General features: G+C 69.4%; 12 protein-coding genes, 1 tRNA gene and 1 riboswitch. Of the genes, 6 read left to right on the forward strand and 7 right to left on the reverse strand.

Annotated elements, in window-relative coordinates:
* Positions 1 to 19 precede the first annotated feature (19 nt).
* Positions 20 to 901 carry an LLM class flavin-dependent oxidoreductase gene (locus ACLJN9_RS08350; protein ID WP_410810520.1) on the reverse strand — a complete coding sequence of 294 codons (882 nt, stop codon included), beginning with the start codon at positions 899 to 901 and terminating at the stop codon, positions 20 to 22.
* A gap of 194 nt (positions 902 to 1,095) precedes the next feature.
* On the opposite strand from ACLJN9_RS08350, the gene ACLJN9_RS08355 reads away from it, so the two are divergent.
* Positions 1,096 to 1,797, forward strand: a complete 702-nt coding sequence (locus ACLJN9_RS08355) for a dihydrofolate reductase family protein (RefSeq protein WP_410810521.1) — start codon at positions 1,096 to 1,098, stop codon at positions 1,795 to 1,797.
* A gap of 18 nt (positions 1,798 to 1,815) precedes the next feature.
* Here ACLJN9_RS08355 and ACLJN9_RS08360 read toward each other — a convergent pair whose 3' ends face one another.
* Both ACLJN9_RS08360 and ACLJN9_RS08365 read right to left on the reverse strand, forming a co-directional pair.
* Positions 1,816 to 2,181, reverse strand: coding sequence for a VOC family protein (locus ACLJN9_RS08360; protein ID WP_410810522.1), 366 nt, complete (start codon positions 2,179 to 2,181; stop codon positions 1,816 to 1,818).
* A gap of 39 nt (positions 2,182 to 2,220) precedes the next feature.
* Positions 2,221 to 3,261 (reverse strand): helix-turn-helix domain-containing protein, encoded by a 1,041-nt coding sequence (locus ACLJN9_RS08365; protein WP_410810523.1) that lies wholly within the window; start codon positions 3,259 to 3,261, stop codon positions 2,221 to 2,223.
* Between the two features lie 221 nt (positions 3,262 to 3,482).
* Between ACLJN9_RS08365 and ACLJN9_RS08370 the strand changes: the two genes are divergently transcribed.
* Together ACLJN9_RS08370 and ACLJN9_RS08375 are read left to right on the forward strand one after the other, a co-directional pair.
* On the forward strand, positions 3,483 to 3,773 hold the full coding sequence (locus tag ACLJN9_RS08370; protein WP_410810525.1) for a helix-turn-helix domain-containing protein: 291 nt from the start codon (positions 3,483 to 3,485) through the stop codon (positions 3,771 to 3,773).
* A gap of 225 nt (positions 3,774 to 3,998) precedes the next feature.
* The gene (locus ACLJN9_RS08375; RefSeq protein WP_410810527.1) at positions 3,999 to 4,976 is read left to right on the forward strand and encodes a hypothetical protein; all 978 of its coding nucleotides are present in this window, start codon (positions 3,999 to 4,001) and stop codon (positions 4,974 to 4,976) included.
* Between the two features lie 382 nt (positions 4,977 to 5,358).
* Here the strand turns inward: ACLJN9_RS08375 and ACLJN9_RS08380 are convergent.
* Positions 5,359 to 5,432, reverse strand: a tRNA-Gly gene (locus tag ACLJN9_RS08380).
* A 222-nt stretch (positions 5,433 to 5,654) separates the two neighbouring features.
* Between ACLJN9_RS08380 and ACLJN9_RS08385 the strand changes: the two genes are divergently transcribed.
* Positions 5,655 to 6,638 (forward strand): zinc metalloprotease, encoded by a 984-nt coding sequence (locus ACLJN9_RS08385; RefSeq protein WP_410810528.1) that lies wholly within the window; start codon positions 5,655 to 5,657, stop codon positions 6,636 to 6,638.
* 72 nt (positions 6,639 to 6,710) lie between these two features.
* On the opposite strand, the gene ACLJN9_RS08390 is transcribed toward ACLJN9_RS08385, so the two are convergent.
* Entirely contained in the window at positions 6,711 to 7,268 is a 558-nt protein-coding gene (locus ACLJN9_RS08390) for a pyridoxamine 5'-phosphate oxidase family protein (RefSeq protein ID WP_410810529.1), read from the reverse strand.
* Between the two features lie 99 nt (positions 7,269 to 7,367).
* Here ACLJN9_RS08390 and dcd point away from each other — a divergent pair, with 99 nt between their 5' ends.
* Positions 7,368 to 7,946, forward strand: a complete 579-nt coding sequence (gene dcd, locus ACLJN9_RS08395; protein WP_089018323.1) for a dCTP deaminase — start codon at positions 7,368 to 7,370, stop codon at positions 7,944 to 7,946.
* A gap of 72 nt (positions 7,947 to 8,018) precedes the next feature.
* Here dcd and ACLJN9_RS08400 read toward each other — a convergent pair whose 3' ends face one another.
* A complete protein-coding gene (locus ACLJN9_RS08400; RefSeq protein WP_410810531.1) occupies positions 8,019 to 9,059 on the reverse strand; it encodes an NlpC/P60 family protein in 1,041 nt (346 codons plus the stop codon).
* Between the two features lie 12 nt (positions 9,060 to 9,071).
* Positions 9,072 to 9,207, reverse strand: a riboswitch (cyclic di-AMP (ydaO/yuaA leader).
* Positions 9,208 to 9,442: 235 nt separating this feature from the next.
* Between ACLJN9_RS08400 and ACLJN9_RS08405 the strand changes: the two genes are divergently transcribed.
* Entirely contained in the window at positions 9,443 to 11,425 is a 1,983-nt protein-coding gene (locus ACLJN9_RS08405; RefSeq protein WP_410810533.1) for an N-acetylmuramoyl-L-alanine amidase, read from the forward strand.
* Positions 11,426 to 11,481: 56 nt separating this feature from the next.
* On the opposite strand, the gene ACLJN9_RS08410 is transcribed toward ACLJN9_RS08405, so the two are convergent.
* Positions 11,482 to 12,480 carry an NlpC/P60 family protein gene (locus tag ACLJN9_RS08410; RefSeq protein ID WP_410810534.1) on the reverse strand — a complete coding sequence of 333 codons (999 nt, stop codon included), beginning with the start codon at positions 12,478 to 12,480 and terminating at the stop codon, positions 11,482 to 11,484.
* Positions 12,481 to 12,506 lie beyond the last annotated feature (26 nt).

Raw genomic sequence — 12,506 nt, forward strand, 5'->3', positions numbered from 1 at the left:
CTTGCTGGCGAGTCCCGGCTCAGCCGCGCAGCTCCGGCAGCAGTCGGGTCGCCACGTCCACCAGGATCGCCTCGTCACCGGCGTACCAGCTGCTGTCGCGCGGCCAGTGCGTCACCACGTCGGTGAAGCCGAGGTCGGCGGCCCGACCAACCTGATCGGCGAAGAACTGCGCGCTGCTGAGCGAGAAGACCGGCGCCGAATCGAGCAGGAGATAACGGTCCAGGGTGGCCCGATCGCGGCCGGCCTCGTCCAGGGTCCGATCCATCCGCCTGGACAGCGCCGCCACGCTGTCCCACCATGTGTCCAGGTCGTTGTCGGCATCGGTGCCGGTGGTCACCCACCCCTGCCCGAAGCGTGCCACCAGCCGCATCGACCGTGGCCCGTTGGCGGCCACCACGAACGGCACCCGGGGCTGCTGCACGCTGCCGGGGTTGTTGCGGGCGTCCACCGCGGCGAACCAGTCGCCACGCCAGGTGGTGCCGTCCTCCCGCAGGATCAGGTCCAGCAGTTCGGTGAACTCGGCGAACCGGTCGACCCGCTGGCGCGGCGGCAGCGTCTCGCCACCCAGCACCGCCGAGTCGAAGCCGATGCCGCCCGCGCCCAGACCCAGCAGCAACCGACCGTCGGAGACGTCGTCCACGGTGGTGATCTGCCGGGCGAACGCGGCCGGGTGCCGGAAGTTCGGCGACGCCACCAGGGTGCCCAGCCGGATCCGCGAGGTCACCGTCGCGGCCGCCGTCAACGTGCTCATCGAGTCGAACCAGGGGCCGTCCACCAGGTCCCGCCAGCCCAGGTGGTCGTACGTCCAGGCGTGGTCGAAGCCCCACTCGTCGGCCTGCCGCCAGCGACGCTGCGACTCCGCCCAGCGCTGGTCCGGCAGGATCACGATGCCAATCCGCATGATCGCCAGCCTAGCCGGGCCGTGCCGGCGTGCAGGTGGCCGATCCGGCCCGACGGGGGCACCAGCGACGCGAACTCCTGGCGGATAGTGACTGCGGTCACATGCCTGGCCTGTCGCCCATTCCGGGTCGACTCCGACCCATCGGTGAGCGAGCACCCGGACGGGGCGTCGCCCGAGGAGAGGATCGATCCCAGATGACGAAGGTGACCGCACAGCTGTCGGTGTCGGTGGACGGCTTCTATGCCGGACCACTGCACACCGGCGACGGCAACTGGATGGACTCGGCCGAGAGCGCGGGCTTCTTCCGGATCACCCGCTGGGTGACCGAGGCGTCGGCGTGGCGCGAGAGGCAGGGCTTCGCCGGTGGGGAGCAGGACACCGACTCCGACGTGCTCGCCGAGTCGTTCGGGGCCGCTGGCGCGTACGTGATGGGACGCCGGATGGCGGACGGCGGTGAGGCGCCCTGGGGGGACGAGCCGCCGTTCCGTGCGCCGGTCTTCGTCGTCACGCACCGCCCCCGCGAGACCCTGCTGCGCGGCGGCGGCACCAGCTTCACCTACGTCACCGACGGCGTGGCCAGTGCCGTCGAGCAGGCGCGCGCTGCGGCTGGCGGCAAGGACGTCGCGGTGGCCGGGGGCGGCAGCCTGGTACGGCAGGTCATCAAGGCCGGTCTGCTCGACGAGTTGGAGTTGCACGTCGTACCGGTCGTGCTCGGCACCGGTCTGCGGCTGCTCGACGCGGACCTCGACCTCGGCGAGAAGGAGGCCATCGAGCTGGCCCCGATCCGCGTCCTTTCCACGCCGCAGGTCACCCACATCCGGTACGCGGTGCGCGGTCGCGCTCCACTCGTCCTCGACGACCGGGGCAGTGGCGGCGGCCCGACAGTGACCAGGTGATCCGTCGGCGAACGGCGCCTACAGGCGCGACAACACGAGCACCCGGTTGCCGTCCGGGTCGATGACCCGGGCGGACCGCTCACCCCACGGCTGGTCGACCGGCTCCTCGATCACCGTTGCACCGCCCGTACGCAGCGCGTCCACGGCCGCGTCGCAGTCGTCGGCGTAGACGCACAGCTCCCAGCGGTGCGCCGCGGAAGGGCCGCCGGCCTTCGGGTCGGCGGCCAGGCCCAGCTCACTGTCGCCCAGCCGGAGCGCGACGAACTCGGGGTCACCGCCGTCCGGGAACCGGTAGGTCATCTCGAACCCGACGACGTCCAGGTAGAACGCGAGCAACCGCGGCAGGTCGGGCGTCGTCACGATGGGGAAGGCTTCGGTGAACACGACATCACCTCCTGGCCGGACAGTAGCCGCCACGGCCTGTCAGGGGCTCGCCGCCGTTCCGGAATCCGCTGCTGGGCACGGCCGCAGGGAGTCGTCGGACTCCAGCAGCACCGGTCTGCCGGCCCGATACTGCCCGGGTGACATGCCGTAGGTCGCTCGGAACAACCGGGTGAAGTGCGCCTTGTCAGGAAAGCCCCAGCGGGCGGCAATCGCCTGGATCGGCTGATGGGCCGCGAGTGGGCCGGTCAGATCGCGGCGGCAGCGGTCGAGCCGGCGGTTGCGGATCACCTCCGCGACCGTCGACGGCTCACCCTCGAACAGCCGGTGCAAGCTCCGCAGGGACATGTGGTGGGCGGCGGCGATGGCTGACGGGGTGAGATCGCCGTCTCGCAGGTGCCGCTCGATGAACGCCAGAACACGAGCGCGGAGGGCCTGCTGCTGAACCTCCAGGGGCAGAGTCCGCTCGACATCGAGCTGCTGCGCCAGCATCGCGGAGATCAGGTCGAGGACGATGGTGCCCAGCTGCGGCGCCTCGGTCGGTTGATGCTGCTCGGGGTACGCCCCGATGCGCCGCAGCATCTGCGCCAGCAGGGCACCCATACCCGTGGTGGCCGTGATCGACGAGGCGAGCAGACGGCGAGCCTGGTCCGCTGACAGGGGCAGCGCCGCGTACGGGATCATCACGCTGATGGTCGCGGCCAGCTTGCGCCCACTGGTTGCCTGCGACGCGACGTGGGGGCGGGCGGTGTCGAGGAAGGTGAACTCGGAGGCGTTCACCGCCGTTTCGCGGCGGTCCTGAACGAGCCTGCTCTCCCCCACCGTGGGCAGCGCCAGCTGGTAGTACTCCGGCGCGCTCTGGCGGATCAGTCGAGCGGAGCGGGTCGAGTCCAGCGATGGATACCGCAGGGACTGCATGGTGACGGCGCCGAGATCAATCACGCGGGCGTAGGCCACGAAATTGTCCATGTCGGGGCTGCTGATGTGGGCCGGGGCGGTTGCCTCCGCCACGATGGAGCGCCAGAACTCGAATCGGTCGGACGGCGGTAGCAGCCTGGTGTCGATCTCGACGCTGGGCAGCACCTGCTCACCCCCTGTCCGACCACGGCACCTGACGGTTCCGAGTGTCGCACCGACAGCCCAACACCACACGGTCTCGCCAACCTCGTCGCGCTGGCACGGACAGCCGCTGGAGGGAGCTCACCGCCGGCACCCTCACTCGGCATCTCGCTGTGCTGTTGAGCTTGACAAGCATGGATGTCGATTCCGAGTTGTGTTTTTAGCGTTTAAGAGCCGCTTCGAGCATGGCGACGGGTGGAGACCTCCGGACGACTGGTCAGGTTGCCAAACTACTGGGATCCTCGCGTCAGCAGGTGGTCAACCAGTGCGAGCGCGGAGAACTGGCGTTCGCGAAGGTCGGCAAGCACCGGAGGATAGCGCGGGACCAAGTAGAGACGCTGCTTCAACCCAAGCAGGAACTGACTCGTGATCAGCTCAAGTCGCTGTGGCTCCACCAAGCCGTGGCGGGCAATTTGGTCACCGACCCAGACGAGGTAGCGGGCACGGTGAGCGCAAGAAGTGGAAGCAACGGATGAGGCCCCAGTCAGGAAACATGTGCCGAGCTGGGGCCTCACGCTGGAGCGGGTGACGGGAATCGAACCCGCACTGTCAGCTTGGGAGCCCTACAAGATCCCCCGCTGAAGGCTGCCGTGCCCAGCTCAGCGGCTTTACCGACTGGCCTGGAGTGACCCCTGTTGACCCCGGCTACTGGCCCGCTGATCCTCGCGAATCCGGTTGCCGGGTGACCGATGATGGTCGTGATGACGACAAGACGAGGCGAACACGATCAGGCCAGTCTTCAGCGACGGCTGAAGGTTTTGAAGCTGCCGGTTGTGCCACTGGAACTCCATGGATTTCTGACGCCCTCAGACCGTGCGGATATGGAACGCGAGCCCGAGGCAGTCGGCGTTGGGCCCGATGGCACGGCGTTCGCCGTCTGGTCACACCGGATGGACTCCCGGCGCAAGCAGGTGACCTGGCATCTCGGTGGCAAGGGGATCCGGATTATCGGTGCCATCGATGTTGATACAGACCTTCGCGTGTCGTTCGTGCAACCGCTGCCGGAGGGGCGGGTCCTGCTGGCGGCAGCTCGCACTGGGTGTGGCGCGATCAACGGTGAGGTATGGACACGCGACGGCGATCTGGAGTACCAAGGCCACCTCGGTGATGCCATCGAGGAACTCCAGACGACGCCGTCCGGCAAGGTATGGGCCGGGTATTTCGATGAGGGAGCGTTAGGCGGAAGCGGGCCGGAGGGACACGGCCTTGCCCGGTTCAACCAAGACCTGACCGTCGACTGGCTCTACCCGCACGATGCGGGGCTTCCGTACATTTCTGACTGCTACACGCTCAACCTGCATGGCGAAACTGCCCATTTTTGCCCTTACACGGATTTCCATATCCAGTCGGCGTCAGGTGACGAGGTTACGGATTGGGGGGCGTCTCCCTATGAGTCCGCGCACAGCATGCTGGTCAGTGGCGCGGACCGCGCTCTTCTAGCGGGCTGGGGCTCCGAGTACGACGTCGTGACGCTGCTGCGCATTGGCCGAGACGGCGTGCGCCGCATCGGCGGGCAGTGCCGCCTCGTGCTACCCAATGGCATCGAAGCACAGCGTCTCCGCTACACCTGCCGGAGCGGCGACCTGCACGCCTTCAGCCGAGGCACTTGGTACCGCACCAACATGGACGAGCTACAGGCTGTTGCGCTGAGCTCAACAGTGGACGCGGAGAGCGGGTGACGAGAATCGAACTCGCATATTTAGCTTGGGAACCGTACAAGCGCCTGCTGTTGTAGAACCTTCAACGAGCTCGGTGATGCCGCAAGTAGCCTGGAGTGACCAACAATGGCCTCACCGTATGGTCCATTAATGGCCCATGCACTCACGGTCACGACTGGTCAGTCCCCTTCGGGACACGGGAGACACCGGGGGACACAGGAGACAACTCCTGTGCGATCTCGTTGATCGAAGTGACCACGGTGTCGGCGGCAGCGGACGCGTCGATCCTCCATGTCCGGTTCGCGTAGCCAACTACGGCGACATCAGCCGCTCGCGCTGCCTCAACGTCCTAGAACCACGGAAGCCCTGGCAGGAACTCTGTCCTGACCAGGGCTTTCGCACGTGGAGCGGGTGACGGGAATCGAACCCGCACTGTCAGCTTGGGAAGCTGATGTTCTGCCATTGAACTACACCCGCAAGCGGCACCACTGTACCCGAGTCACCGAGCCCGTGCACCCAGGTACCCCCGCACGCCGACCCCGCCCACGGATCACACCCCGGTCGCCCCGCTCGGGAAAAGTTTCCCTGCGGCAACACATGTGCATTCTCAAATGTATCGATGGGTTGTAACGTCTGCCCCACGTTCCCAGCCACGGCGTGACACACCCCCTGCCACGCCGCGAGAAAGAAGGTGGGCTCATGGGGCTCCGTCCCAACCTGCTGACCCGGCGTGCCGCCGGTGTCGCCTCGACGACCCTCGCGCTGCTGCTCAGCACCGCTGCGGTGGGCGTCGTGCCGGCCGCTTCGGCGCTCTCCGCCGCCCCCGGCGGCGCCTGCGTCGAGCCGGCCGACAACCATGCGAACGCCCGGGTGAAGCCCGGTGGCGCGGCCAGGCACGACCCGAACGAGTTGACGGCCAAGCAGGTCCGCGAGCGCGACGCCGACCTGGCGGCCGCGCTGCGGGAGCGCGCCAACGCCCGGGCGGGGGCTGGCGCCACGGTGCTGGCCACCGTCACCATCCCGGTCGTGGTCCACGTGATCCAGGAGAACAGCACCCGGGCCGGCGGCAACATCCCGGACTCACTGATCACCGCTCAGATCAACGTGCTCAACCAGGCCTACGCCGGCGCGACCGGCGGCGCGGTCACCGCGTTCGCCTTCCGACTCGACAAGATCAACCGCGTGACGAATCCGTCCTGGTACCCCATCGTGCAGGGCTCGTCGGCAGAGCGGTCGATGAAGTCCTCGCTGCGGGTGGGCGGCAAGAACACGCTCAACATCTATCTGGGCGAGTTGAGCAACGACCTGCTGGGCTGGGCAACCTTCCCGCAGCGGAACCTGAACAGCATGGACGGCGTGGTCGCGCTGAACGAGTCCCTGCCGGGCGGGGCCGCCACCAACTACAACCAGGGCGACACCGGCACCCACGAGGTGGGCCACTGGCTGAACCTGTACCACACCTTCCAGGGCGGTTGCGGTGGCTCGGGTGACAGCGTCAGCGACACTCCGGCCGAGGCGTCACCGGCGTACGAGTGCCCGACCGGGCGGAACACCTGCTCGGCGGCCGGACTGGACCCGATCACCAACTTCATGGACTACACCTATGACTCGTGCATGTACCAGTTCACCCCGGGGCAGGCGAGTCGCATGCTGACCGCGTGGAACGCGTACCGCGCGGCCTAGCTGTTCGGCGTACCACCGGTGCCGGCTCCGTCACGACGGAGCCGGCACCGGTGTCTTTCCCCAGGACCGCGATCAGGCGGCCGATCGCTGCACGTCGCGGCTGCGACGTGCCGGGCGGGTCTGCGGTACGGCGGTCGGCTCGGCCGCCGCGGGCGGGGCGTGCGGGTCGAGCCAGACCTGAACGGCCGGCCCACCCGGCGCGCCGCCTGGAACGCCGACACCGTGCTGCGTGCGGCGGGCCAGCATCGCCACGTCGACGGTGAACTCGAACAACCGCCAGTCGACCTGCGGAGCCGCCCGGGCGCTCCGCGCCAGCCGGGCCACCCGGGCCGGATCGGTCACCGGCCAGGCGTGCCCCGCCACGTACGCCTCGTCGTCGCTCTCCTCCGGCGGGAACGAGTGCAGCGCGTAACGGCCGTCCCGTTCGAGGTCACGCCGCTTCGGTGAGTCGACGATGAAGCAGAAGAGGCCCTCGTCGGTGATGACCGGAGAGACCGGATGAACCCGGGGCCCGCCGTCGGCGCGGACCGTGGCCAGGTAGCCGAAGCCCGGCCCGTACTGCTGGAGGAGAACGCGGATCCCGTCGGCGAGTCGGGGCTCGTCGGCGGCGAAATCGGACCAGGAAGCCATGCCGGCACTCTATCGAACAAATGTACGAGTAGCGACCTCGACGCGCTGGTCACCGGCACCGGATCCGACCGTTTCCGCCTACGCCGCTATGGTGGTCCGATGCTGCTCTCCGACCGCGACCTGGTCTCCGAGATCAAGGCCGGCACGCTGGGCCTGGAGCCGTTCGAGCCGACGCTGGTCCAACCGTCGAGCATTGACGTACGACTCGACCGGCTGTTCCGGGTCTTCAACAACCACCTCTACACCCACATCGACCCGGCAATGCAGCAGGACGACCTGACCTCGGTGGTCGAGGTGCCCGACGGCGAGCCGTTCGTGTTGCACCCGGGGGAGTTCGTGCTCGCCTCGACGCTGGAAGTGATCTCGCTCGGCGACCAGCTCGCCGGTCGACTCGAGGGCAAGAGCTCACTGGGCCGGCTCGGCCTGCTCACCCACTCCACCGCCGGCTTCATCGACCCGGGCTTCTCCGGTCACGTGACGTTGGAGCTGTCCAACGTGGCGAACCTGCCGATCACGCTCTGGCCGGGCATGAAGATCGGTCAGCTCTGCATCTTCCGGCTCTCCTCGCCGGCCGAGCACCCGTACGGCTCGGTCGTCTACGGCTCGCGCTACCAGGGCCAGCGGGGGCCGACGCCGAGCCGCGCCTGGCAGCACTGGCGGACCTGGCCGACCCGCTGAGTCGCTGAGCGCGACGGCAGACGACGAGGGCCCGCCGCGACGGATCGCGACGGGCCCACCGATCTCCCGGGGTCAGCCCGGACGGCCGTAGCTGTGGATCGGGCCGTCGTCGACCCTCTTCATCTTGACCGGCTCGCCGGCCTGCGATGCGTGCACCACCCAGCCGTTGCCCACGTACATTCCGACGTGGTGGATGTCGCTGTAGTAGAAGACCAGGTCACCGGGGCGCAGGTCGGCCTTGCTGACGTTCTTGGTGACCCGGCTCTGCGCTGCGGCGTTGTGCGGCAGCGACACGCCGGCCTTGGCCCAGGCGGCCAGCATCAGCCCCGAGCAGTCGTACGAGTTCGGGCCTTCGGCAGCCCACACGTACGGCTTGCCGATCTGCGCGCAGGCGAACTTGACGGCCACACCGGCGGCACCACCGGGATAGCTGGCCGGGCAGGGCGCCGGACGCAACGGACCGCCACCGCCGTTGCCGTACACCTTGAGGCGCAGCTTCTGCAGCCGGTCGATCTCCTCATTGATCTGCTTCTTCTTCGCCGCGAGCTGGGCCTCGGTCCGGGTCAGCTGGGTGACCATCTCGTCCAGCGGCGCCTTCTGTCGGGCGAGTTGGTCGCGCAGGTCGGCGACCTCGCGTACGTCCTGCTGCTGGTCGTGCGCGAACCGGTCGAGCATCTCGAGCTGCCCGACCACCTCGCTGGGCGACCGGCTGCCCAGCACCGCGTTGACGGTGGAGACGTTCTCGCCCTTGTACGCGCGGACGGCGAGGGCGGAGACCTTGTTCATGGCCGCGTCGACCCGGCGCTCCAGCGGGGCGATCCGGGCGGCCAGCGCGTCGGCCTGCCGGCGCTTGACGGCCAGGTCGGCCTGGGTGGCGTTGTGCCGTTCGATGATCGGTTCGAGCGTGTTCCAGTCGGCGTCGATCTGGCGCTCGATCTCGGCGACGGACGGATCCGCGTGGGCGGCCGTGGCGCTGCCGGTCAGGACGACGGCGACGCCGACCAGTGCGGCGACAGCGGCGGTGAAGCGGGACCAGCGTGGGCGCGGCACGATCGACATCGGGCCGGCGGACGCCGACCGCTCGGACGACGGCCGCGGGGCATGGAGAGCCACCGGGTTCCGTACTCCTTCTTCCTGACCGCCTACCGGGTTAGCTGACGGGTTCGGGCGGGAAGTTGGCGCCCTACCGCAGTAGCTGCGGATTCACCCCGGAAAACCTGGGTCCCCGGTTCGCTCGGAAGCGACTCGGCGGTGTCGGTCCGTCACCGCCCGGGCTGGGCGGACCTGCTATCGGGCCGACGAATGACCAGAGTAGAGACGGCTGTTACCGATCCGCAACCCGTGCGGCCGTGACACTCCGTACTGATCGGACGGGGTGACCGAGCGTGCGCAGAAGGTTTCCTTCCTGACGAAGCGATACATGGAAAGGTATTGACGCGGATCCCCGGCCGGCGCGAAGGTGACCACACCTGCACCCGTCATATCTAGGGGGTTCGATGCGCCATTCAACCCTGCCGACCGGCCGGCGCGCGCTGCTCGCCGCCGCCGTGGTGGCCGCCGCGACCGCGGTGCCGCTCTCGGCCGGCCCGGCCGCCGCAGCGCCACCCGCCGACCGTCAGCAGCAGTACGCCGTCGCGGCGACCGAGTACGGCGTGCCGACAGCCGTGCTGCTCGGCGTCTCCTACCTGGAGTCCCGCTGGGACAGCAACGCCGGCACACCGAGCACCAGCGGCGGCTACGGTCCGATGCACCTGACCGACGCCCGGCACGTGACCGCCCTACCCGCAGGCGGCCACCACGACGCCGGCACCGAGGACCCACGCGGCGACGACTCGCGCCCCGCGCCGGCCCCCGCGCCACGCCCGGCCCAGGACCCCGCGCCACCCGCCGCCGCGATGCAGACCGTGGACGCCGCCGCCGCGCTGACCGGCGCAACCCCCGAGGCACTGCGCGCCGAGGCGGGCGTCAACATCCGGGGCGGGGCCGCCCTGCTGGGGGCGTACCAGCGGGAGTTGGGTGCGCCGGTCGGTGCCGACACCGACCCGGCCTCCTGGTACGGCGCGGTGGCCCGCTACGCCGGCGCGGACAGCGCCGACGCCGCGGCCGCCTTCGCCGACGAGGTCTTCACGACCATCGGCGCGGGCGAGTCCCGGGTGACCGACGACGGCCAACGGATCACGCTGCCGGCCCGCGCGGTGCGGCCCGAGCGTTCCTGGTTGGACCGGCTGGGCCTGCGTCACCTGGCCCGCCCGGACGGGCTGGAGTGCCCCCGCACCATCTCCTGCGAGTGGATACCGGCGCCCTACGCGGCGTTCGGCGACGGGGACTACGGCAACCACGACCTCTCCGAGCGGCCCGCCCGACAGAAGATCGAGTACATCGTCATCCACGACACCGAGGCGAGCTGGGCGACCACCCTCAAGCTCGTCCAGGACCCGACGTACGTGAGCTGGCACTACTCGCTGCGCTCCGTCGACGGGCACATCGCCCAGCACGTGAGGACCAAGGACGTCGCCTGGCACGCCGGCAACTGGTTCGTCAACGCCACGTCGATCGGGCTCGAACACGAGGGCTTCGCGGCGCAGGGAACCTGGTACACCGAGGCGATGTACCGGACCTCGGCGAAGCTGGTCCGGCACCTCGCGCTGCGACTCGGCATCCCGCTGGACCGCCAGCACATCATCGGCCACGACAACGTGCCCGGGACCGTCGCGTCGACCGTCCGCGGCATGCACTGGGACCCGGGCCCGTACTGGGACTGGACGCACTACTTCGACCTGCTGCACGCGCCACGGCTGGACACCGGCACCCCGGCCACCGGGCTGGTCCGGATCGACCCCGACTACGCCACCAACCAACCGGCGTTCACCGGCTGCGTCACCGCGGGCGTACCGTGCGCACCGCGCGGTTCCTCGGCGGTGCTGCTGCGCAACGCGCCGGCCGCGGACGCGCCACTGGTCAACGACATCGCGCTACGTCCGGACGGCACCCCGAACACCATGGCCGTGTCGGACCACGGAGCCCGGGCCTCCGCCGGCCAGACGTACGCGCTCGCCGGCCGGCAGGGCGACTGGACGGCGATCTGGTACCTCGGGCAGAAGGCGTGGTTCCACAACCCGGCGTCCGCGCCGACCGCCAGCTGGACCGTCGGCGTGGTGGCCACCCCGAAGCCCGGACGGGCCACCATCCCGGTGTACGGGCGGGCGTACCCCGAGCAGGCCGCGTATCCGGCCGGGGTGCCCTACCAGGCGATCTCGCCGCTGCAGTACACGCTCGCCGCCGGTCAGCGGTACGCCGTCGGCGCGGTGCTGGCCGGTGAGTACTACCGGGCCAGCACCTTCGACGGCTCCTCGCCGGGCGACTGGACGGTGATCCGCGGGGGGAACCGCTACGCGCAGATCCAGTTCGGCCACCGCGTCATGTACGTCGATCTCGCCGACGTGCAGCTGCTGCCGTCCCCGGTGGGCGCGCCCCGCTGAAGGCCACGACGGCCCCCGGTCGGTGACCGGGGGCCGTCGTGCTGTCGCAATGTGGATCAGCCGGGTCTACGGAACCCGGCGACGGGCATGGTGTTGATGCTGGACACCTGCACCGGCTTGCCGGCACGTGGCGCGTGCACCATCTGGTTGTTGCCCAGATACAGCCCGACATGACTCAGGCCGGAGAAGAAGAAGACCAGGTCACCGGGACGGGCGTCGGCTCGCGAGACGGCCTTGCCCTCGTTCCACTGGTCACCGGTGTGGTGGGTCAGGTAGACCCCGGCCGCCTTGTAGGCGTACTGGGTCAGCCCCGAACAGTCGAACGAGTTCGGGCCGGTGGCGCCCCAGACGTACGGCCTGCCGACCTTTCCGCAGGCGGTCCTGATCGCGGTGCGGGCGGCCGCGCTGACCACTCCGTTGATGGTCGGGCATGCCTCGGTGACGACCGTGGTCTTGGGCATCGACGCCTCGAGCCGCTTGATCTCGCCGTCGATCTGCTTCTTCTTGGCCGCCAACTCGTTCTGCTGCTTGTTCTGCGTGACGATCAGTCCGTCGAGCTTCCGCTTCTCGCCCTCGTACTTGGCCCGCACGGCCACGACGCCCTCGACCTGCTTGCGCTCCTGCGAGGCCAGCCGGTCGAGGATCGTGAGCTGCTCGGCGAGGGTGTCCGGCTTGGCGCTGACCAGCAGCGCACCGACCTCCTGCGAGGGGCCCGACATGTAGTAGCGGGAGGCGAGGTCACCCACCCGGTTCAGCGCCAACTCGCTCTGCAGCGCCAGCGGCTCGATCTTCTTCTGCAGGTCCGCCGACTTCTGCCGGTTGGTCTTCAGCTGCGCCCGCACCTTGTTGTACTGCTCGATGGTGGGCTCCAACTGCTCCCACTGCTTGTCGATCTGCGCCTCGATCTCGTCGACCGTGGGCTCGGCCTGCGCCGGCACGGCGAGCAGTCCGGCGCCGACGGCTGCGGCGGCGACCAGCACGAGTAGACGGTGGGCGGCCCGGCGCAGACCACCCGGGCGCGTGGACAGTCCAGGGGCGTGACGATGAGGGGGCATGGTTGCCACCGGCACCGACTCCTTTG

Source organism: Micromonospora sp. 067-2, from assembly GCF_046549295.1.
Lineage (GTDB): Bacteria > Actinomycetota > Actinomycetes > Mycobacteriales > Micromonosporaceae > Micromonospora.